This window comes from Mycobacterium sp. 1081908.1 (assembly GCF_001673535.1).
Lineage (GTDB): Bacteria > Actinomycetota > Actinomycetes > Mycobacteriales > Mycobacteriaceae > Mycobacterium.
In genome coordinates this window covers 45,696-66,536 of record NZ_LZLY01000058.1, presented here as the reverse complement: position 1 = coordinate 66,536, position 20,841 = coordinate 45,696, and the positions used below count along the sequence as shown (strand labels likewise).

General features: G+C 68.2%; 24 protein-coding genes. 13 read left to right on the top strand and 11 right to left on the bottom strand.

Features of this window, described 5'->3' with window-relative positions; translation table 11 throughout:
- Positions 1–162 precede the first annotated feature (162 nt).
- The 3 genes from A5655_RS08780 to A5655_RS08770 are packed head-to-tail and all read left to right on the top strand — an operon-like array spanning position 163 to position 3,032.
- The gene (locus tag A5655_RS08780) at positions 163–1,446 is read left to right on the top strand and encodes a cytochrome P450 (protein ID WP_067008313.1); all 1,284 of its coding nucleotides are present in this window, start codon (positions 163–165) and stop codon (positions 1,444–1,446) included.
- 10 nt (positions 1,447–1,456) lie between these two features.
- Positions 1,457–2,470 (top strand): alcohol dehydrogenase catalytic domain-containing protein, encoded by a 1,014-nt coding sequence (locus tag A5655_RS08775; protein WP_067008310.1) that lies wholly within the window; start codon positions 1,457–1,459, stop codon positions 2,468–2,470.
- A 22-nt stretch (positions 2,471–2,492) separates the two neighbouring features.
- On the top strand, positions 2,493–3,032 hold the full coding sequence (locus A5655_RS08770; protein ID WP_082978564.1) for a YceI family protein: 540 nt from the start codon (positions 2,493–2,495) through the stop codon (positions 3,030–3,032).
- On the opposite strand, the gene A5655_RS08765 is transcribed toward A5655_RS08770, so the two are convergent.
- Positions 3,033–4,160: a hypothetical protein gene (locus A5655_RS08765; protein WP_067008304.1), complete on the bottom strand. Its 1,128-nt coding sequence runs from the start codon at positions 4,158–4,160 to the stop codon at positions 3,033–3,035. It abuts the gene before it with no gap.
- 684 nt (positions 4,161–4,844) lie between these two features.
- Here A5655_RS08765 and A5655_RS08760 point away from each other — a divergent pair.
- Positions 4,845–5,834 carry an esterase family protein gene (locus A5655_RS08760; RefSeq protein WP_067008301.1) on the top strand — a complete coding sequence of 330 codons (990 nt, stop codon included), beginning with the start codon at positions 4,845–4,847 and terminating at the stop codon, positions 5,832–5,834.
- Positions 5,835–5,897: 63 nt separating this feature from the next.
- Here A5655_RS08760 and A5655_RS08755 read toward each other — a convergent pair whose 3' ends face one another.
- Positions 5,898–6,479 carry a hypothetical protein gene (locus tag A5655_RS08755; protein WP_197508636.1) on the bottom strand — a complete coding sequence of 194 codons (582 nt, stop codon included), beginning with the start codon at positions 6,477–6,479 and terminating at the stop codon, positions 5,898–5,900.
- A 51-nt stretch (positions 6,480–6,530) separates the two neighbouring features.
- On the opposite strand from A5655_RS08755, the gene A5655_RS08750 reads away from it, so the two are divergent.
- From A5655_RS08750 to A5655_RS08725, 6 genes are all read left to right on the top strand, one after another.
- On the top strand, positions 6,531–7,118 hold the full coding sequence (locus tag A5655_RS08750) for a chorismate mutase (protein ID WP_082978563.1): 588 nt from the start codon (positions 6,531–6,533) through the stop codon (positions 7,116–7,118).
- A gap of 122 nt (positions 7,119–7,240) precedes the next feature.
- Complete coding sequence (gene rpfC, locus A5655_RS08745; protein WP_082978562.1) at positions 7,241–7,660, top strand: resuscitation-promoting factor RpfC; 420 nt, start codon at positions 7,241–7,243, stop codon at positions 7,658–7,660.
- A gap of 31 nt (positions 7,661–7,691) precedes the next feature.
- Positions 7,692–8,165 carry an SRPBCC family protein gene (locus tag A5655_RS08740; RefSeq protein ID WP_197508638.1) on the top strand — a complete coding sequence of 158 codons (474 nt, stop codon included), beginning with the start codon at positions 7,692–7,694 and terminating at the stop codon, positions 8,163–8,165.
- A gap of 6 nt (positions 8,166–8,171) precedes the next feature.
- On the top strand, positions 8,172–9,005 hold the full coding sequence (locus A5655_RS08735) for an SDR family oxidoreductase (protein ID WP_067008292.1): 834 nt from the start codon (positions 8,172–8,174) through the stop codon (positions 9,003–9,005).
- Positions 9,006–9,019: 14 nt separating this feature from the next.
- Positions 9,020–9,439 carry a lipoprotein LpqH gene (locus A5655_RS08730; RefSeq protein WP_067008326.1) on the top strand — a complete coding sequence of 140 codons (420 nt, stop codon included), beginning with the start codon at positions 9,020–9,022 and terminating at the stop codon, positions 9,437–9,439.
- Positions 9,440–9,496: 57 nt separating this feature from the next.
- The gene (locus A5655_RS08725) at positions 9,497–10,819 is read left to right on the top strand and encodes a cytochrome P450 (RefSeq protein WP_067008289.1); all 1,323 of its coding nucleotides are present in this window, start codon (positions 9,497–9,499) and stop codon (positions 10,817–10,819) included.
- A 15-nt stretch (positions 10,820–10,834) separates the two neighbouring features.
- On the opposite strand, the gene A5655_RS27815 is transcribed toward A5655_RS08725, so the two are convergent.
- On the bottom strand, positions 10,835–11,017 hold the full coding sequence (locus A5655_RS27815; RefSeq protein ID WP_197508635.1) for a hypothetical protein: 183 nt from the start codon (positions 11,015–11,017) through the stop codon (positions 10,835–10,837).
- 462 nt (positions 11,018–11,479) lie between these two features.
- Here A5655_RS27815 and A5655_RS08720 point away from each other — a divergent pair, with 462 nt between their 5' ends.
- Positions 11,480–11,938 (top strand): limonene-1,2-epoxide hydrolase family protein, encoded by a 459-nt coding sequence (locus A5655_RS08720; protein WP_067008286.1) that lies wholly within the window; start codon positions 11,480–11,482, stop codon positions 11,936–11,938.
- A 56-nt stretch (positions 11,939–11,994) separates the two neighbouring features.
- On the opposite strand, the gene A5655_RS08715 is transcribed toward A5655_RS08720, so the two are convergent.
- Positions 11,995–12,198: a hypothetical protein gene (locus tag A5655_RS08715; protein ID WP_067008283.1), complete on the bottom strand. Its 204-nt coding sequence runs from the start codon at positions 12,196–12,198 to the stop codon at positions 11,995–11,997.
- Positions 12,199–12,341: 143 nt separating this feature from the next.
- Between A5655_RS08715 and A5655_RS08710 the strand changes: the two genes are divergently transcribed.
- A complete protein-coding gene (locus tag A5655_RS08710; RefSeq protein ID WP_067008280.1) occupies positions 12,342–13,064 on the top strand; it encodes a ubiquinone/menaquinone biosynthesis methyltransferase in 723 nt (240 codons plus the stop codon).
- Positions 13,065–13,135: 71 nt separating this feature from the next.
- The gene (locus A5655_RS08705; RefSeq protein ID WP_067008276.1) at positions 13,136–13,402 is read left to right on the top strand and encodes a hypothetical protein; all 267 of its coding nucleotides are present in this window, start codon (positions 13,136–13,138) and stop codon (positions 13,400–13,402) included.
- A 43-nt stretch (positions 13,403–13,445) separates the two neighbouring features.
- Here A5655_RS08705 and A5655_RS08700 read toward each other — a convergent pair whose 3' ends face one another.
- From A5655_RS08700 to A5655_RS08670, 7 genes are all read right to left on the bottom strand, one after another.
- Positions 13,446–13,880, bottom strand: coding sequence for an SRPBCC family protein (locus A5655_RS08700; protein WP_067008274.1), 435 nt, complete (start codon positions 13,878–13,880; stop codon positions 13,446–13,448).
- Positions 13,880–14,713, bottom strand: a complete 834-nt coding sequence (locus A5655_RS08695) for a lysophospholipid acyltransferase family protein (RefSeq protein ID WP_067008272.1) — start codon at positions 14,711–14,713, stop codon at positions 13,880–13,882. The genes A5655_RS08700 and A5655_RS08695 overlap by 1 nt, the downstream gene beginning before the upstream one ends.
- A gap of 30 nt (positions 14,714–14,743) precedes the next feature.
- Positions 14,744–15,838: an amidohydrolase family protein gene (locus tag A5655_RS08690; protein WP_231999106.1), complete on the bottom strand. Its 1,095-nt coding sequence runs from the start codon at positions 15,836–15,838 to the stop codon at positions 14,744–14,746.
- Positions 15,835–17,193, bottom strand: coding sequence for a glutamine synthetase family protein (locus A5655_RS08685; RefSeq protein WP_067008263.1), 1,359 nt, complete (start codon positions 17,191–17,193; stop codon positions 15,835–15,837). Before A5655_RS08685 ends, A5655_RS08690 begins: the two co-directional genes overlap by 4 nt.
- Positions 17,194–17,215: 22 nt before the next feature.
- A complete protein-coding gene (locus tag A5655_RS08680) occupies positions 17,216–18,097 on the bottom strand; it encodes a TIGR03854 family LLM class F420-dependent oxidoreductase (protein WP_067008261.1) in 882 nt (293 codons plus the stop codon).
- A gap of 101 nt (positions 18,098–18,198) precedes the next feature.
- On the bottom strand, positions 18,199–18,693 hold the full coding sequence (locus A5655_RS08675; protein WP_067008259.1) for a carboxymuconolactone decarboxylase family protein: 495 nt from the start codon (positions 18,691–18,693) through the stop codon (positions 18,199–18,201).
- Complete coding sequence (locus tag A5655_RS08670) at positions 18,690–20,786, bottom strand: MDR family MFS transporter (protein WP_067008258.1); 2,097 nt, start codon at positions 20,784–20,786, stop codon at positions 18,690–18,692. Before A5655_RS08670 ends, A5655_RS08675 begins: the two co-directional genes overlap by 4 nt.
- Positions 20,787–20,841 lie beyond the last annotated feature (55 nt).

Here is a 20,841-nt window from a genome sequence, read left to right as displayed (position 1 = left end):
GCTCCTCCACCGGCAACCGCTCGGCGTGGATATCCGGGTCGGTGAAATCGAACCCTGGCGGCAGATTCGGCTCGGTGGTTACCTTCGATGCTGACAAGGTCCGCTCCTTCATACGAAGTCGTCTAGTCGTCTTCTTTGTGCCAAATAAACCACTGCTACACCATGGTTGGGAAGGATTGCGGCAAGATCACCGAGCCGAATCTGCCGCCAGGGTTCGATTTCACCGACCCGGATATCCACGCCGAGCGGTTGCCGGTGGAGGAGCTGGCCGAGTTGCGCCGGACCGCGCCGATCTGGTGGAACGAGCAGCCGATCGGGGCCGGCGGGTTCGACGACGGCGGGTTCTGGGTGGTGTCCAAGCACAAGGACGTCAAGGAGGTTTCGCTGCGCAGCGACGTCTTCTCCAGCCTGCAGAAGACGGCCCTGCCCCGGTACAAGGACGGCACGGTCGGCGAGCAGGTCGAACGGGGCAAGTTCGTCCTGCTCAACATGGACGCACCGCAGCACACCCGGCTGCGCAAGATCATCTCACGGGCGTTCACGCCCCGGGCCATCGAGCGCCTGCGCGACGACCTGGCCGAGCGGGCGCGGCACATCGTCGAGGAAGCGGCCGCCGAGGGTCGCGGTGACTTCGTCGAGCAGGTCTCGTGCGAGCTGCCGCTGCAGGCCATCGCGGGATTGATGGGCGTGCCCCAGGATGAGCGCAAGAAACTCTTCCACTGGTCCAACGAGATGGTGGGCGACCAGGACCCCGAATTCGCCAACAACGACGCCATCACCGCGTCCGTCGAACTCATCACGTACGGCATGCAGATGGCCGCCGACCGCGCGAAGAACCCCGGGGACGATCTCGTCACCAAGCTGGTGCAGGCCGACATCGACGGCCACAAGCTCTCCGACGACGAGTTCGGCTTCTTCGTGATCCTGTTGGCGGTGGCCGGCAACGAGACCACCCGCAACTCCATCACCCAGGGCATGATGGCCTTCACCGATTTCCCCGACCAGTGGGAGCTGTTCAAGAGGGAGCGTCCGGGCACCGCGGCCGACGAGATCGTGCGGTGGGCCACCCCGGTCACGTCGTTTCAGCGCACCGCGCTGGAGGACTACGAGCTGTCCGGCGTGCAGATCAAGAAGGGCCAGCGGGTGGTAATGGTCTACCGCTCGGCGAATTTCGACGAGGAGGTGTTCGACGACCCGTTCACCTTCAACATCCTGCGCGACCCCAACCCGCACGTGGGATTCGGCGGCACCGGCGCGCATTACTGCATCGGGGCCAACCTGGCGCGCATGACCATCGACCTGATGTTCAACGCGATCGCCGACGGCATCCCGAACCTGGAGTCGATCGGCAGGCCCGAACGGCTGCGGTCGGGCTGGCTCAACGGCATCAAGCACTGGCAGGTCGACTACCACACCGACGGCGCGAAATCACCTGCCGCGCACTAGCATCAAGCGCATGGCTACTCATCGAGCTGTCCACGTCAAGTCGCCCGGGGCACCGCTAGAACTGGTCGATGTCGAAACCCAGCCGCCGGCCCGTGACGAGGCGCGGCTGACGGTCACCGCCTGCGGGATCTGCGGCACGGACGCACACTTCGTCTCGGGCGGTTTCCCGGGCATGACATGGCCGTTGACCCCCGGGCACGAAATCGCCGGAACGATCGCCGAACTCGGTGCGGGCGTCGAGGGCTTCGAGGTCGGCGATCGCGTCGCGGTCGGGTGGTTCGGCGGGTGCTGCTACCACTGCGACGAGTGCCGAAAAGGCCACTTCATTCATTGCGAGAACGGCAAGGTGCCGAGTTATCAATACCCGGGCGGATACGCGGAGTCGGTGACGGTCCCGGCGAGTGCGCTCGCCCGGATCCCGGCGGGGCTTTCCGACGCCGAGGCCGCGCCGATGGGCTGCGCCGGCGTTACCACCTACAACGCCTTGCGTCACACCAAGGCGGTGCCCGGCGACCGGGTCGCCATTCTCGGTGTCGGCGGCCTCGGCCACCTCGGGGTGCAGTTCGCCCGGGCGATGGGCTTTGAGACCATCGCGATAAACCGTGGTCGCGGCAAAGAGGAGGACGCGCGAAAGTTGGGCGCCCACCACTACATCGACTCCACCGCCGCCGATCCCGCCGAAGCGCTGAAGGCCCTGGGCGGCGCGGCGGTCGTGCTCGCGACGGCGGGCAACTCGCCGGCGATGGCCGCAACCGTCGGCGGGATATCGCCACAAGGCGAGCTCGTCACCATCGGGGTCACGCCCGACCCGTTGCCGATCAGTCCCATCCAGCTCATCACGCCGGGGGTCAGCATCGTCGGCCATCCCTCCGGCACGGCCAAAGACGTCGAGGACACCATGCATTTCGCCGTCGTGTCCGGTGTTCGGGCGTGGATCGAGGAACTGCCGCTGGCGCAGGCGGCCGAGGGTTATGCGGCGTTGGAACAGGGGCGAGCGCACTACCGCACCGTCCTGACGATGTGACCGCGGTCGCGCCGTGACCGACCTGTGGACCGTGACCGCATCCGACGGTGAGTTGCTGGTCCGCACCGGGGTCGCGGGCAGGGCGGCCCGGATGGGCCATCGGCTCACCATCGCGATGACGCGCTGGGAGGCCACGGTGGCCTGGGCCGCCACCGAGCCGGTCACCGCGGAGCTGACCGTCGACGTCGATTCGTTCGAGGTGCTGCGCGGCGAGGGCGGCGTCAAGGCGTTGTCCGGGCCGGAAAAGGCCCTGGTGAAATCGAACGCGCTGAAGTCGTTGGGCGCCAACCGCTATCCGGAGATCCGGTTCATGGCGGACACGATCGAGAAGACCCGCGACGGGTACCGACTGGCCGGAAAGCTGCACATCCACGGACAGTCCCGAAAGCATGTAATCGATTTGCGCACAGAGGATCTCGGTGACCGGTGGCGACTGACCGTCGAATCACGGGTTCGCCAAACCGATTACGGCGTCAAGCCCTACTCGCTGCTGATGGGCTCGGTGCGCGTCGACGACGAGGTGACGGTGTCGTTCAGCGCCGCCTACACCAAGGACCGCTAGCTAGGGCGTCGGCGCCTGCGTCGCCGCATCGCCGGCGTCGCCCGGGATGTGCTCGAGCACCCGGGTCAGGTACGGCTGACGGTCGTTCGAATCCGGCTGCTGCTCGCCGGGAGCGCCCTGCTGCTCCCCTCCGGCGCCCGACTCCGGGGCCGGTTGGCCGGCGGGCGCCTTCGACTGCGGGACGGGCGGCACCGCCTCCGGCGGCGGTGCGGGCGCGGGCGCGACGGCCTCGGCGATCTGTGGCGGCGGCGCGTGCACCACCCGCTTGCCCGGGGCGGACTCGCTGGCCGGGGCCAGCTGAATGCCCAGGGCGAGCGAAAGCGACGACACGAAGGTGATCGCTCCCGCGGCCAAAGCGGTCACGGCGCCGGCGTAGGACAACTTCCGCGGCCGCGCCTCGGGCGCGGCGGCGGGCGCACTGACGTGTGCCACCAATTGATCGTCGGTGAACTCGGTGCTTCGAGCCGCGGCCAGCGCCGCGCCCCGCGCGATCGTCACCTGGGCCATCGTCTGCGCGAAAACCGGGACGGGCAAAGTCTTTTCGAGCTGCCACGAGAATCCGTCGACGTCGTTGCCCGCGCCGACGACAACCACGCCGCCCGGTCGCCAGCCGGTCCGTCGTTCGAACATTCCGCTCAGCCACGCGGTCAGCCCGTCGAAGCCGCCGCGGACGTGCTTGACGGCCGTTTGGGTCTGGCCGTCATGGGTGTCGACCATGACGACCGTGGCCCACTCGTGATCGAGGATGCAAACAGCGGTCTGCTCGTATCCGATGACCGGCGCGATCGCGAGCGCCAGGGTCTCGACCGCCTCGAGCAACCGCACGGGCACCACGTTGTCGAAGCCGGCGTCGGTCAAGGCCTCCAACAGCAGTGCCGCCTGCGCGGACGCGTCGTCGTTCCATGTCAGCCCGATGACGCGCACCCGGCGCTCGCTGGCGGACGCCAGCGCATCCACCCGCAAGACCTCGTCCGCCACTTGCTCCGCGGTGTTCAGGGCGCGCACGCCGCGACCGGCGCGCAGGCCCAGCTCGCGGTGGTCCAGGATCGTGCCGTCTGCGCCGTGTCCTTCAGCCAGGACCCACCCGACCGTGGTCGGCGTCAGCGATAGCCCCAGTACCGTGTCCAAGTCTGCACCTCAATCGGTCCCGGACTTCCTGCGCCCTCAGCCGCGCTCACGCACCAAAAAGCGCTGATGCGGCGGTTCTATGAGGGCCGGAACGGACCGGGATTGCGTGGTCTCCATCGGCTTGCTCCGTGAGAGCCTACGCGGTCCGCGCAAGTTCGGCTGCCCCGGTTCCGAATCCCCGCCAAACTCGCAGGCGAACGCGGTTAACCGGGAAATCGCTGCCCGGCCGCGCAGGCAAAGCGGCTGGTGACGTGCCCCGGATTTCAACGGAGCCGCGTTTTTACGGCGTCGAAAATTGCCGCGCCGCCGCGCCAATCACCGGTGGCAATCGAACGCGTGGGCGACCAACTTCGACACTCCCGGGCGGACCGGAGTATGCCGCGCGCCGCGCGACGGAAATCGGCCTCGCCATTTCGACCGGAAGTGATCGTTTGCTTACGCCGCATGCGGCGCGCTCCCCTGGCTTCCCCCGCGCCGTAGGCCCCGCTGCCTCGGGTTTTCCGGCGGAACGGTCGCTGCGCCTGGCTCGCACGCGCGCCGTCGCCATCGTCTTATCCACAATGCGAAATTCGGACCGAAACCGATATGAAACTGAGACACCATCGCGTCCCGATCGACATTTGGACTAATCACCCGGTAAATTCCTGCTGAGACCGCGATCACACGGACGGACAAGGGGCAGGTATGACAGACGTGAGCGAGAAGATCCGGGCCTGGGGGCGCCGGCTTTTGGTCGGTGCGGCGGCTGCTGTCACCTTCCCAGGCCTGATCAGTCTTGCGGGGGGGACGGCGACCGCGGGGGCGTTCTCGCGCCCGGGTCTGCCGGTCGAGTACCTGCAAGTTCCGTCCGGGGCGATGGGCCGCGACATCAAGGTCCAATTCCAGAGCGGCGGAAGCGGCTCGCCGGCGGTCTACCTGCTCGACGGCCTGCGCGCTCAGGACGACTACAACGGCTGGGACATCAACACGCCCGCGTTCGAGTGGTACTACAAGTCGGGCCTGTCCATCGTCATGCCGGTCGGTGGGCAGTCCAGCTTCTACACCGACTGGTACCGCCCGGCGTGTGGCAAGGCCGGCTGCTCGACCTACAAGTGGGAGACGTTCCTGACCAGCGAGCTGCCCGGATACCTGTCTTCGCAGAAGGGCGTCAAGGCGAACGGCAGTGCCGCGGTCGGCATCTCGATGGCGGGTGCGTCGGCGATGAACCTGGCGAATTACCACCCGGGCCAGTTCGTGTACGCCGGCTCGCTCTCGGGCTACCTCAGCCCGTCCACCGGGCAGGGCTGGATCGGCCTGGCGATGGGCGATGCCGGTGGCTACAAGAAGGAAGACATGTGGGGGCCGGACAACGACCCCGCGTGGCAGCGCAATGACCCCTTGGTCAACGTCAACTTGCTCGTCGAACACAACACCCGGCTCTGGGTGTACTGCGGCAACGGAACTCCGAACGAACTCGGCGGTGCCAACTTGCCGGCGACGTTCCTGGAGAGCAACTTCATGATCGGCGTCAACAAGAAGTTCCAGGACGCCTACAACGCCGCCGGTGGCCACAACGCCGTGTTCAACTTCCCCGCCTACGGAACCCACAGCTGGGAGTACTGGGGAGCGCAGCTCAACGCGATGAAGGGCGACCTGCAGAGCAGCCTGGGCGCTACCCCCGGCGGCGGTGGATAACCACCTGACCTTCGCCGGAGGTCCGCTACTGCGCTTGACGACGATGTCAGGCGCAGTAGCGCGTTAGGGGGCCTTCAATCGGTCGGTGACGTCGGTCCACGCCGTCGCGTCGGTCCGGTGGTTGTTCATGTTCCGGCACTGGCCGTAAACGCGCAGGACGCCCGCGTTCGGGGCGTCGGTCTCGCGATACACGATCGCCGTGACGGCGTCCTTGGTGAGGGCCCTGGCGAAGGGGTGATCGTTGGGCGGCAGGCCCTCGGTCCAGCCGTGGCCGGCGAGCGTCGCCGCCAGGCCCGGAAAGTAGGCCTCGGGCTTCGCGTCGGCGGGCAGCGCGAAGGTCAAATAGATCGCGCCTTGGTACGGCGGGTCTTCGCGGTTCTTGCACGACATCAACGTGTACCCCGCCGACGCCGTCCGCAGTCCGGTCAGGGTGACGATCTGCCTGGCCGACTCGACCGCCTGGGCCTCGGACTGATCGTCGCTGACGGGGTTGGCGGGATGGTCGAGGACGTCGGAGGGCGTGGTGTGCAGCCGGTCCACCGCCAGCATGGCGCCACCCAGGAGCAGCGAGGCCGTCAGCGCCGCGGCGATCAGCGCGCGAACCTGCGTCGAGCGCAACCAATCTCCGGAAGACACCTGCGACATCAGTGCCAGGCTAACTCGGTGGAAAGGCGGAGACAGGCGAGAATCATGGTCATGACCGGCAGTTGCGGGCGGTTCTACCGGCTGGTGGGGCGCCTGGCGTTGGCCGGGTTGGTGGTCGTCCTGTTGCGCGCGGCACCGGTCGCCCGAGGCGACGCCGCCGGCCCGCTGACCGGGTTGGTCGACGCCGCCGCGCAGCGGCTGCAGGTCGCCGAGCCGGTGGCCGCCTTCAAGTGGAATACGCGCGGCGCCATCGAGGACCCCGTCCGCGTCCAGCAGGAGCTCGCCAAACTGGGCGCCGAGGCGAGCGCCGCGCACGTCGACCGCAATTACGTCACCCGCGTCTTCGGCGACCAGATCAACGCCACCGAGGCCATCGAATACAGCCGGTTTGCGGACTGGAAGCTGAACCCGGCGGACGCGCCGGCCGCGGCGCCGGATCTGTCCGAGTCGCGGTCGACGATCGATGGCCTCAACCACACGATGCTGACTCAGATCGTGGCGGGCTGGGAGGTGTTGCATTCGCCGGGCTGTGCCACGGACCTGGACGCCGCCAGGGGCGACGTCGTACGCGCCCGGCGACTCGACGGCCTTTACCAGCAAGCCCTTTCGCGTGCGACCCAGTCGTATTGCCAGGGCTAATTTATTTGTTTCTCACCATTCTCTAAAGCTCTGATTTCGCTGCTCAGCGGCCCAATTTGCCTGCTAGGCGGCTTATCTCGCGAGCTTTTCGAATCGGTAACGCTTCGGACACGCCCGTCGAAATGTCTGGCATGAGAAAACTCTGCAAGCCTCTCGTCACGTCCGTCATGATCGGCGGGTTCGTTGCAGCATCGCTGAGTTCCTCCGGCGTCGCAGGCGCCGCTCCCGGCGCCCCCAACTGGGACGCCGTCGCGCAATGCGAGTCCGGCGGCAACTGGCACGCCAACACCGGAAACGGCGAATACGGTGGGCTGCAATTCAAGCCGGGCACCTGGGCCGCGTACGGTGGCGTCGGCAATCCGGCCGCCGCGTCCCGGGAAGAGCAGATCGCCGTCGCCAACCGGGTTTTCGCGCAAGATGGACTCGACCCGTGGCCGAAGTGCGGCTCGGCTTCCGGCCTCCCGATCGCGATGTACACGCACCCCGCCCAGGGCATCAAACAGATCATCAACGGGCTGATTCAGGCGGCCGTCCCGCACTGACGCCTATCGCGCCCTATGAGCCGGGGCGAAGCTGTGTTTGGATCAGCGCATGGAAGGTTCGGCGACGGTTCACATGGCGGCGCCCGCGGACAAGATCTGGGATCTCATTGCGGACGTTCGCAACACGGGACGGTTCTCCCCGGAAGTGTTCGAGGCGGAGTGGCTGGGCGACGCGACCGGGCCCGCGCTCGGCGCCCAGTTTCGCGGCCACGTTCGGCGAAACGAGATGGGCCCGGTGTACTGGACGACGTGCAAGGTCACGGCGTGCGAGCCCGGCCGCGAGTTCGGGTTCGCGGTGATGCTCGGCGACCGGGCGGTGAACAACTGGCACTACCGGTTGGCGCCCAGCGACGGCGGCACCGACGTGACCGAGTCGTTTCGGCTCAATCCCGCGCCGTGGCTGGGAATCTACTGGTTGTTGGGCGGATTCCTGCGTAGGCGACGCAACGTCCGCGATATGACCAAGACTCTCAACCGGATCAAAGACGTGGTCGAGGCGGGCTGACGCGACGTGAAATCGGTCTTCATCACCGGCGCGGGCAGCGGCATGGGCCGCGAGGGAGCGAAGCTCTTCGACGCCAACGGCTGGCGGGTCGGTGCGGTGGACCGCAACGAGGACGGGCTGACGACGCTGCGGTCGGAGCTGGGTGACGACCGGCTGTGGACGCGCGCCGTCGACGTGACGGACAAGGCGGCGCTGGAGGGCGCGCTGGCCGACTTCTGCGCCGGCAACGCCGACGGCGGGCTCGACATGATGTGGAACAACGCCGGCATCGGCGAATCGGGCTGGTTCGAGGACGTGCCGTACGAGGCCGCGATGCGCGTCGTCGAGGTGAACTACAAGGCGGTGCTGACCGGCGCCTACGTGGCGCTGCCCTACCTGAAAAAGAGCCCCGGCAGCCTGATGTTCTCGACGTCGTCGTCCGCGGGGACCTACGGGATGCCGCGCATCGCGGTGTACTCGTCGACCAAGCACGCGGTCAAGGGGTTGACCGAGGCGCTCAGCGTGGAATGGCAACGGCACGGGGTGCGCGTGGCGGACGTGTTGCCGGGCCTGATCGACACCGCGATCCTCACCACGACCACCAACCACTCGGACGACGGCGGACCGGCGATGTCCGGCGAGGAGCTCCGCGCGAGTGCGCCGAAGAGGGGCATGATGCGGCTGATGCCGGCGCGCAGTGTCGCGGAGGCGGCCTGGCAGGCCTACCACAACCCGAAGCGGCTGCACTGGTACGTGCCCAAGAGCATTCGCGTGATCGACCTGCTGAAGGGGCTCAGCCCGGAGTTGGTGCGGGGCCGCATCGTCAAGGCGCTGCCCGCGCTGATGCCGAAGCAACAGTGAGGGAGGGTGGCCTGGTGCGAAACCGTTGGATCGCAGCCGTTTTGGTCCTGATCGCCGGGGCCGGCGTCGCGGGGTGCGGGCAGGCGCAGACGGTGCCCCGCAAGGCCGCCCGCGTGACCATCGGCGGCGCCACCCAGACGGCACGTCCCGCCGCGTGCAGCCAGGCCCAGTCGTACCGGACCCTCGACATCGGTGATCACGATGGGCATATCGAGGCGGTGGTGATGCTCAGCGGCTACCGGGCCATCCCGCAGTGGGTGAAGATCCGCAACTTCGCCGGGTTCACCGGCAGCTTCTGGCAAGGCGGGGTCGGAGACGCCCACGTCGACCTCACCAACAACGCCTACACCATTACCGGCAGCGCGTACGGCATCAGCAGCAGCAATCCCAACAAGACGGTGACCACCGACTTCAAGATCACCGCGGAGTGCTGAGCGCTCAGCAGAATTCGGCCTACGCTGGGTCCAGACCACCGAGCTGATGGAGGCCCCGTGAAGGAGAGATTGCACTGGCTCGTGATGCACGGATTCATCCGGGGGGTCGCGGCGATCGGCATGCGGCGGGGTGATCTCCAGGCCAGGCTGATCGCCGACCCGACGGTGACCAACGATCCGGTTCCGTTCTACGAGCAACTGCGCGCCCAGGGACCGCTCGTCAAGGGCAGGGTGAACTACCTGACCACCGACCATGCGTTGGCCCACGAGCTGCTGCGGTCCGACGACTTCCGCGTGGTGAACATGGGGTCGCAACTGCCGGCCCCGCTGCGCTGGGTGGAGCGCCGCACCTACGACAACCTCCTGCATCCGCTGCGGGCACCGTCGCTGCTGGCCGTCGAGCCGCCGGACCACACCCGCTATCGCAAGACGGTGTCGGCGGTGTTCACGCCGCGGGCGGTCGCCGCCCTGCGCGAGGGCGTCGAGCACACCGCAACCGCGCTGTTGGATCAGCTGACCGGCCAGCCCGGCGTGGTCGACATCGTCGGGAGCTACTGCTCGCAACTTCCGGTCGCGATCATCAGCGACATCCTGGGGGTCCCCGAGCGGGACCGGCGCCGCGTGCTGGAGTTCGGGGAGCTCGGCGCGCCGAGCCTGGACATCGGCCTGCCCTGGTGGCAATACCGCACCGTGCAGCGAGGGATCGTCGGATTCAACTCCTGGCTCTCCGATCACCTGCGCGAATTGCGGTGCACCCCGAGTGACAACCTGATGAGCCAGCTGATCCAAACCGCCGAAAGTGGCTCCGCCGAAACACATCTCGACCCGGACGAGCTGCAGGCGATCGCCGGCCTGGTGTTGGCCGCGGGCTTCGAGACCACGGTGAACCTGCTGGGCAACGGCATCCGGATGCTGCTGGACGCGCCCGAGCATCTGGAAACGTTGCGTCGCCGTCCCGAATTGTGGCCCAACGCCGTCGAGGAGATCCTGCGCCTCGACTCGCCGGTGCAGCTCACCGCCCGGGTGGCGCAGCGGGACGTCGAAGTGGCCGGCATGCGGATCAAACGGGACGAGTTGGTGGTGATATATCTGGCCGCCGCCAACCGCGATCCGTCGGTGTTCCCGGATCCCGACCGCTTCGACATCGAAAGACCAAACGCGGGAAGGCATCTCGCGTTCTCCGGCGGACGGCACTTCTGCCTGGGGGCCGCCCTCGCGCGGGCCGAGGGCGAGGTCGGCCTGCGGACGTTCTTCGACCGTTTTCCGCAAGTGCGGGCGGCGGGCAGCGGGAGCCGGCGGGACACGCGGGTGCTGCGCGGCTGGTCGACGCTGCCGGTGGTGCTGGGGCCGGCGCGGTCGATGGCGCCGGTCGACGCCTAGTGGGTTGCCCAGGCGCTAGCGGCGCCGCCGACGTCGCCGGCCCGGCCAGCTTCTGTTACCGGAACAGGCCGCGATGAGCGTGGTGGGGGCCGCCGTCACGGCGACCAGCGCCAGCCGCCGGATAGCGTCTCGCCGAGTCAGCAGGCCGTCGACCGGATCGGCACCGATCTCCTCCGGGTTATCGCGCTGCGTTGTCACGTTGCCAAGTATGCAGCAAAGTCGCAGCGGGTGACTGCATTTGCGCGCGGTTGGTCGGCTTCCTAAGGGGCCTGGCCCGGGGACCGCGTCGCCGGCGGAACGCACCCGACGCGACAATGATCACCGCGGGCAACGCGCCGGCCGCGAAAATCCCGAATTGCCAAGCCCATCCGGTCGCCTTTTTGCGGAATTCCTCGTCGTGATAGAGCCCCGCGCCCGCGGGCGTTCGGGTGACGCAGCCGCGGGTCTTCGCCCACCAGTCGTCGCGCACCAAGTCGTAGCCGTGCGTGTTCGCCCAGTCGTGGCAATCCTCGCTGGTCCCCCAGAACCCGCATGGTCATCGAACGGCCGCGCACTGCGGGGCCAGTAGCGGCCGAACCAATCCAGCGTGGTCACCCTGGCGACTATCCGCCGAAAAGCCGGTGGTTGACACGTGTCCGGTAACCCGGTTTATTTGCCGCTATGACAGAGGTTTCTGAGCTTGCGGTCGAGGATGTCGTCATCGGGATGTGGCAGGCGCTCTCGCGGCGGGACTGGGATGCGGTGAAGACGTTCCTGAGCGACGACTGTCTCTACGTCGACATGCCCGTCCCCGCGCTGGCGGCGCGCGGCCCCGAAGACATCGTGAAACGGCTCAAGATCGGGCTCGAGCCGCTGGCGGGCTACGAGAACCATGACGGCGTGCTGGTGTCCAACGGCTCCGACGTCATCTACGAGCATTCGGAGACTTGGACTTTCGCGTCGGGTGAGCGGGGCGTGCTGCGGTTCGTCACCGTCCACAAGGTCGAGAACGGCAAGATCACGGTGTGGAAAGACTATTGGGACATGCAAAGCCTGGTCAGCTTCGCGCCGCCGAACCACTTCGAGAATTTGGCGACGGCGGACACCAGCTGGGTGTTTGACGCGTCAGCGCTCGTCTGACAACTCGCCGTCGAAACGGCTACCGCTCCAACCGATTCGTTATGCGATGCTGGCCGTCAGAGGTGCTCCATCAGGCGGGACATCAGCTCGTCCTCGAAAAACCGGGGTTCATGCAGCGGATAGGTCCGCGGCTCGGGCAGCCCAAGGTGAATGTGCCCGATCGCCGCGACAACCGAGGCGCCGCGCCAGTGGTGACGGGTCTCGGCGTCGGGCGCCGGAGCATCGGACGGCGTGTGGAGTTTGGGCAGCAAATGCAGCATGGTGGATGCCTTCGGGTCGTGGCTGGCTCCTACCAGTAGTCAAGCCTATTCAACACATGTTAGACAGGCATGGTGGCGTCGGCAAACGCCGACGGCCGACGTAGAACGAACCCGACCCCGATCGGAAGGGGCGCACGGATCCGATGATCACCCGGCGATGGAACGAGTCCGACGAGGCCAAGAGCAGCTACGTCAAGGATCTGTTTTCGGCGTTGGCGTCGCGCTACAACGTGATGACCGATCTGTGGACCCTCGGGCTGCACCGCCTGTGGAAGCGCCAGGCCATGGAACTGTGCGCACTCCGGCCGGGCGAACGCGTGCTGGACGTGGCCACCGGGACCGGCGACCTGGCGTTCCTGGAGGAGGCGGCGGTCGGGCCGGACGGTCAGGTCGTGGGGGTCGACTCCTGCGCGGCGATGCTCGCGGTCGCTCGCGGGCGGCACCTCGGCGGCGTCGAATTCCAGGAGGGCGACGCCATGGACCTGCGGTTCCCGGACGCGTCGTTTGACGTGGTCACGATCAGCTTCGGGCTGCGCAACGTCGCGGACCGCGGCCGGGCGCTGCGCGAATTCCGGCGCGTCCTGCGGCCGGGCGGCCGGTTGATGGTGCTCGATTTCAGCAGGCCGAACTCGAGGACGTTGACGCTGCTGCACGACGCGCTTTACTTCGTCCTGATGCCGGCGCTCGGCTGGGCCGTGGCCTGGCATCGCGACGCCCATCACTACACCTCCGATTCGATCCGCACCTGGCTGTCGCGGGACGGGCTGCGCAAGGCGATGCTGGAGTCGGGCTTCGTCGACGCCCGCTACGTCTCACTGAGCAGCGGGTTCGCGACCGTCCATTTCGGTTTGCGCGCGGCCGCCTGACGGCGCATACGGTCCGCGACGACGACTTCCGTTACGGCGCAACGACGGCGCCCGCGAGCGCGTTTCGGCATGTGCTGGGCCCCGATCCGCGCATATCGGAATATCAGGCCACCCAGACCGTCGCGGGGGCAGACATCGTGGTCGTCGGGGATCCGGACCGCGAGACCCTAATTTCCGCGCTGGTCGCCGCGCTGCGACGCTACGGGTTGGCCGAACCGGCGATTCGGATCCAGGCGGCCGACGGTCTGTCGCGCTATCGGGGCAGCGGGAAGCTGCGGCGGTTCATACCGCTTTCGGTTTCGGTGGCCACCGCGAGCAGACGCAAAATCGCCCCCTAGGGGCCGAAATTGGGCGATTTTGCGTCTGTTCGCGGTAGAACGGCTAGGACTCGGCCAGGCTCTTGAGGCACTTGAGGGTTTCGGACAGGTTGCGGCCCACCTGGCGCACGGCGATGCGGTCGGCGATGTAGCCGATCAAGCCGCCGGGCGCCTGGTACGACAGCCGGAACGTCACCTTGGTCTTGCCGTCGCTGCCGTCGCGCAGCCGGATCCGCCCGCGCAGGTTGACACCGGTGATGCCCACCCACGCCACGTCGCGGCGGTCGTCGAACTCGACCACCTCGATCAGCCCGCCGACCGGCACCGAACCGATCTTCCAGTGCACGGTGTAGCGCGCGCCCAGGCCGCGGTCGATGTCGTTGGACGACTCCCAACGCTCGAGGCTGGTCATGAACGACGGGTAGCAGTCCGGGTCGCTGACGATCTTCCAGACCGCGTCGCGGTCGGCGTTGATCACGCAGCGGCGTTCGACGCGCATCAGCCGATCACCGGGAATCGACGCTCGGCGGCCAGGCGGTCCACGCCGCCCTGCAGGCTGGCCATCACCTTGTCGTGCACGGCCTGGTCATCGCCGTCGACGTCGATGGGGTGCTGCACCTCGATGACGATCTTCGTCGGCAGCGGAATGTGGCCGGCGAGGTCGCTGATGTTGAGGCCCCAGGGCAGCGCCAACGAGATTGGGATGCTCTTGAGCCGCAGCAACTTGTCCGCCATCAGCAACTTGGCCAGCCACTGCCCGCGGTTGAGGAACAGCGCGCTCTCCTGGCCGCCGACGCTGGCGACGGGGACGATCGGCACACCCGTTTCGCGGGCCAGCCGCACGTAGCCCATGCGGCCGCCGAAGTCGACCCTGTGGCGTTCCCATGACGGGCGGAAGACCTCGTAGTCGCCGCCGGGATAGACGAGCAGCGCTGCCCCGGATTCCAATGCGAGGCGGGCGTTTTCGGGGTTGGCGGCGACGGTGCCGAACTTGCGCAACCAGCCCAGCGGCGGCGCGGAGACGACGAGGTTGTGGGCCAACTGATAGAAGGGCCGCTCGACGCCGAAGTAGGAGCAGAACGCGAGCGTGAACACGAACGTGTCCGGGGGCACGTTGCCGCCGCTGTGGTTGCCGACCAGCAGCACCGGCCCGTCGGCCGGGATCCGATCCAGGCCCCGCACGTCCGCCCGGAAGTACAGCGACGCCAGCAGCCAAGTTCCCGGAAGCTGGTCGCGGATGTAGTCGGGGTCGCGCTGATCCAGGTCGGCTTTGGGGACCCGCGACACGACCTGGTCGCGGGCCCAGTTCACGAGGTCCCCCATGGTCGCCATTGGGGCGGGGTACCCCGGTACTACCGCACGTCAAACGCGGTAGATGCGGGCGGCGTTGTCCCGGGCGATCAGATCAACCACGCGGATGGCGTCGTCCTGGCTCCAGTCCCCGTCGGCGACGAATCCGCTCAACACGCGGTGAATACCCTTGCGCCACAACGCCGCACCGAGATAGTGCAACTCCGCGGGGCCGTATCCGTCCGACGAGTACAGGATCCGGCGGAAGGGCGCCATTTCCAGCAGCCGCGCGATGAACGACGGTGCCCGCGCCCCCAGGTGATTCACGCTCAGGCCCCCGTCGACGTAGACGTTGTCGAAGGCCTGCGCGAGGTATCCGGCCTCGCGCTCGTAGGGATAGCAGTGCAACAGCACGATCGGCGTGTCCGCGGACTGGCGCAGGAAATCGAGCAGGAGCAACGGGTTGGCCTTATGCAGGTCGCAGTCCCGGTCGCCGAAGCCGACGTGGAATTGCAGGGGCTTGCCGAGCCGCAGCGCCTGGTGCAGCCCGAAACGCAGTAGCACCCGGTCGCGTAACCGGGTGCCGCCGCCTTCGCGCCACCGGGCCGCGGCGTCGACGACCTGGGGCGCCGGCGGTTCGCTCAGGTCCCCGTCGAACCCGCCCCGGTAGGCCAGGATGGATTTGGTGCCGACCGCGGTGGCCGCGCGCCGGTGCAGGATCTCCTCGAAGGCCCAGGCGTAGTCCCCCGGCGCCTGCGCGGCCTGCTCGGCCACCTGCTCGAGCCGGACGACCTCGTGGGCGCGGTTGCCGGACCACTCGCGAAGCTCGTCGACGCCTGCGACGCCGTCGATCCCGGTGTCGACGAGCCAGTCGCTCACCTTGGCGGCCGGTAGGAACAACCGCGCCAGCTCGGCTTCGGTGTGCTGGCTGCGGCGCTCCCAGTAGGCCTGCGGTTCAACGTGTTTGGGCAGCCCCAGGATGGGTGCGCAATGGGCGCGCACGGCGAAGCCGAGCTGAGAGTCGAAGCCCGAGTCCACGAGCGGCTCGGTGTTGGCCTCGTTCAGGGCGTTCTCGAACCGCCGCCGGTCCCCCGCCGTCAGCCAGCATCCGTGCGCGTGCTGGTCGATCAGTGCCACACCGCCGATGTGGTGCTCCAGCTCGGTCACAGGCTCCAGGCCATCCGGAATTTGTCCGCCAGCTGTTCCGGGTCGAGGTCGCCGTAGCGCTCCTGCTCCATGCGGCGTACCGCGACCACCATGTCGACCGCGTCATCGCCCAAGATGGAGCGCATCAGCTCCGAATTATCAAGTGCCGCTATCACTTCAGACTGGTTGTCGGGCAGGCGCACGATACCGGCAGCGTCGCGGTCCGCGTCGGAGAGCTTGGCCGGGTCGATCGTGGTTTCGGGTGGCAGGGCCGCCTCGTTAATGTTGCCGTCCAGGGCCAGCCCGAGTATCGCCGCCGAGGCGAGGTAGGGGTTCGCCGACGGATCGACAATCTTCACCTCGACATTCGCGCCGTACACCGTGCCGGGACCTTCCTTGACGAAACGCACTGCGGCTTCGCGGTTCTCGGTGCCCCAGCAGGCATAGGCACCGGCCCAATTGCCGGGGCGCATCCGCAAGCCGGACACGATAGACCCGCACAGAATGCCCTGGGCCTCGGGCAATCCACGCACTACCCCGGCCACCGCTGCCTCCCCCGCCGCGGCCATGCCCGCCGCGCCGGTGCCGTCGGAAAACATCGGCTCGCCGGGAATTCTCAACGAGAAATGCTGATGGGCGCCGGATCCGACGCCGTCAGCGAAGGGTGCCGGGGACAGGCTGACGCGTAGTCCGTGGCGGCGAGCGGCCCGGGCGATGATGATCCGGGTCAGCACCAGCTGGTCGGCGGCGGCCACCGGAGCCAGCGGTGTCAGTGAGATCTCGAATTGGTTGGCGCCGTACTCGGGATGGAACTGCTCGATCCCGACGCCGGCCATCGTGGCGGCGGCGGTCACGTCCCGAACGAATGCCTCGTGCTCGAGCACCCCGGCCAGGCCGTACTGGGCCCATAGCGTCGACGGCAGCCGGCCACCGTCGGCATCGACCAAAACAAATTCGATTTCGTGGCCGATGGCCGCGCTCACTTCGATGCCCGGCGAATCGAGGAAGCGTTCGATCCGGCTCAGCGTCCCGCGGGCGCACATGGGAACGGGTGTGCCGTCTTGTTCGTAGAACGCGGCGGGTGCCCAGGCCAGCCCGTCGCCGATGATGCGCAACGCCGGCAGGTCGATGCGGAGGCGCTGATCGCCGATCACGCCAACGTCTTCGGTGAACGCGATGCCAGTTTGGTCGATGGCGAAGGCATGCCAGGAGGGGCTGGCGCCCAGCCCGGGGTCGGCGAACGTGTTGGTACGCCGGATCGGAACGGTCTTGGCGAGCGTGAGCCCGGCGGGGTTCACGACGGTGCCGATCACGGTGTCGACGCCTTCCCCCTCCAGCTGGGCGATCGCGGCGGCGGCGAGGGGCGTGGCTGTCATGGCAGCCATTGTGGCAACTCGATCAGTTCTGGCGCGGGATCAACTCGGCGGCGAACCGGTCGAGGAAGCCGTCCAGCGGCGCTTGCCCCGCCGGCCGGATGACGAACTTCGTCAGTCCCGCGTCGATGTAGCCGTCGAGTTGGCGGTGCAGCCGATCCCAACCGGCGGCGATCAGCTCGCCCGGATCGAGTTCGGGGCGACGCCGGCGGACCGCCGCCACCAGCTCCGGGGACAGCTCGCCGTCGGCGACGGCCAGCGAGATGCCGTAGTGATCGGGCTCGATTCGCCTGCCGGCCCGCTCCGCGGCCCGTTCGATCGCCTCGCGCCCCGCGCGCGCCTCGGCCGGGGTGAGGAAACTGCCCAGCCAGCCGTCGGCCAGCGCGCCGATGCGCCGAAACGCCGCCGGCGCCGAGCCTCCCAACCAGATGTCCAGCGGCGGGGTGGGCCGCGGGGCGACCGCGGCCCCGCTCACCGTGAAATACCGGCCGCTGTAGCTCGCCGAATCGTCGACCAGCGCCGCGCGCAGCACCCGCAGCGCCTCGTCGAAGACCGCGGCGCGTTCCCCGTCGGGGACCACGAACACCTCGCGTTCGGCCGGGATCGCCGAGCGCAGACCGAAGACGGGCAGGACCCGCTTGGGGGCGACGGCCGCCAACGAGGCCAGCTGCTTGGCCACCAGCACCGGGTGCCGGCCCGGCAGCACGGCCACCGACGTGCCCACCTTCAGCCGGGACGTGCGGGCCAGCGTGTAGGCCATGCCGACGACCGGGTCGACCGCCGGGGAGTAGACCAGCTCGGAGAACCACAGCGAGTCCACCCCGCTGCTCTCCAGGTGGTCGACGATGCCGGCCAGCCGGGCCGGAGGGGTGTCCGCGCCCAGGCTGACGCCGAAACGAATCTTCACAGGTATCGCAACGCCGGCGGCGTGCCCGTTTGTGCCCGCGAAACTTAACCGGCTGCGACGTTTCCCGGCGCGCCGTCGCAGCCGTTGCAGTGTCGCGGCGGCTAGGCGCGGCTGGGCAGGGTGAACTTGCAGGCCTGGCCGATGTCGAGGGTGCGCAGCATCCGCCCCATCCCGACCCACAGGGCGCACGACATCGCGAGGTCGGCGAGCAGTTCCTCGGTGAAGTGCTCGTTGGCGCGGGCCCAGAAGTCCTCGTCGTCGCGCAGCTTGGTGTGCTCGGTGCCGAACCGGTGGGCGAACTCGGCGGCCAGGCGCTCCTGCTCGCTGTAGCCGGGCCAGGTGCGCCACTCCAGCGCGTGCTCGTAGAGCTCTTCGTCGACGCCCGCCGCGGGCCCGTCGGCGTCGCGGGTGTTCATGCACACCGTGCATTCGTTGTCGTGGGCGATCACGGTCCGCGCCAGTTCGCGGGTGCGCATCGGCAGCCGGTTCTTGGTGTAGACCGCCTGGCTGAAGTTGGCGATCGCGCCGCCCAGGTCCGGGGACTTCGCGGCCCAGCCATAGATGTCGTCGTCAGCGAATGTTCCGATTCGGCTCATTGCGTGATGGTACGCCCAGCCGCCGGATCCAACGCCTTGATGGCCGCCGTTGGTTGCTCGTCCTGCCAATCGCGTTGGGCCAGAACTCGATGCGCGACGCGTTCGAGCGCGGCTTGCACCTGGCGCCGGTCGGGCCGGCCCTCGAAGCCGGGCGAGCGTTCCAGCTTGTCGACGAGCCACGCCAGCAGCAGCGATTGGACGTAGTCGACCTGCTGCGTCCCGGCCGGGGTGAGCCACATTTCGTCGCCGTCGAGCACCACGTACCCGCCGGCGGCCAGGCGGGAGAAGGTGGGCTCCAGCACCTCGAACGGGATGCGCAACAAGTCGGCCATGTCGGTGAGCCGCGCGACCCCGTACATCTGCCGGTAGCGGTTGACGCGCAGGACGCCCCACAGCCCTGCCACGTCGAGCCGGCAGTCGGATCGCATCGCGATGCTGCGCAGCCGAATGCCGGGCTCGCCGCGCAACATCCGCGCGATGGCGACCTCAAGCATGTCGTCGGGTGACTGGCTGTTGGGCATGGCGAAGGCCTCGCCGATGTCGCCGCGGTTGTTGCCGATGCCCCGCAGCGGCACCTCGCGCAGGAACAGCGCCAGGACGAACCCGACCAGCGCGAACGGCACCGCCCAGAGGAACACGCGCGTGAGCGAATCGGCGTAGGCGGCCACGATCGGGGCCGCCTCCGAGTGCGGCAGCCGGTGCAGCGCCTCGGGTGAAGCGGCCGCGGCGGCCGGCGCGCGGCCGGCGGCCAGGGCCGGACCGATCCGGCTGTGCAGGAAGTTGGTGAACAGCGAACCGAATATCGCTGCGCCGAAAGAACTTCCGATGGTGCGGAAGAAGGTCACGCCCGAGGTGGCGACGCCGAGATCCTCGAAGTTGGAGGTGTTCTGCACGATGAGGACCAGCGTCTGCATGCACATCCCGATCCCCGCGCCGAGGATGACCAGGAACAGCGACTGCACTAGCGCCGACGTCGACGGGTCCATTCGCGACATCAGGAAGAACGCCACCGCCATCACCGCCGTGCCGGCGACGGGAAAGATCTTGTACCGGCCCGTGCGGCCCACGAGCACACCGCTGCCCATCGAGGTGGTCAGCATTCCCACCACCATCGGCAGCGTGCGCAGGCCCGACGTGGTGGCCGAGACGCCGTCGACGAACTGCATGTACGTGGGCAGGAACGTCAGGGCGCCCAGCATTGCGAACCCGACCACGAAGGACAGCACGCAGCACACCGTGAAGACCGGGCTGCCGAAAAGCCGGGTCGGCAGGATCGGCGCGGCGGCGCGGCTTTCCACCCAGACGAAGATCCCGAGGGCCACCGCGGATCCGGCGAACAGCCCGACGATGGCCGCCGAGCCCCACGGATACGTGGTGCCGCCCCAGCTGGTGGCCAGCGTCAGCCCCGAGGCGCCCAGCCCGACGAACAGGATCCCGACGTAGTCGATGACCGGCTTGCTGCGGTCGGCCAGCGCCGGGATGGCGGCGGCCGCCACGAAGAAGACGACGATCGAAATCGGCACGTTGATCCAGAACGCCCAGCGCCACGTGAAGTGGTCCGTGAAGTAGCCGCCCAGCAGCGGCCCGATCACGGTGGTGACGCCGAACACCGCGCCCATCGCGCCCTGGTAGCGGCCGCGATCCCGCAGCGGGATCACCTCGCCGATCAGCGCCATGGCGGTCACCATCAGCCCGCCGCCCCCGATGCCCTGCAGCGCGCGCGCCGCCACCAGCATGCCCATCGAGGTCGAGAGCCCGCACAGCACGGAGCCGCCGACGAAGAACACCACCGCCGCCTGGAACACCCGCTTGCGGCCGAACAGGTCTCCGAACTTGCCGACGAGGGCGGTCATGATGGTCGACGCCAGCAGGTAGCTGGTGACCACCCACGATTGATGGCCCGCCCCACCGAGATTCGCGACGATCGTCGGCAGCGCGGTCGCAACGATCGTCTGGTCCAGGGCCGCCATCAGCATGCCGAGCAGGACCGCCACGAAGATGAAATTCCGTCGCTGCGGATCGACGGCGACGTCGCCGGTCCCGGTATCCGCGGCCTGGCCGGCCGGGATCGCTGCGGGTGTCGTCCTCGTCATGCCTGCCTTCCCGTCGGCGCCCGATGCATACGGGTGCCCAGCGTCAGGTGACGGC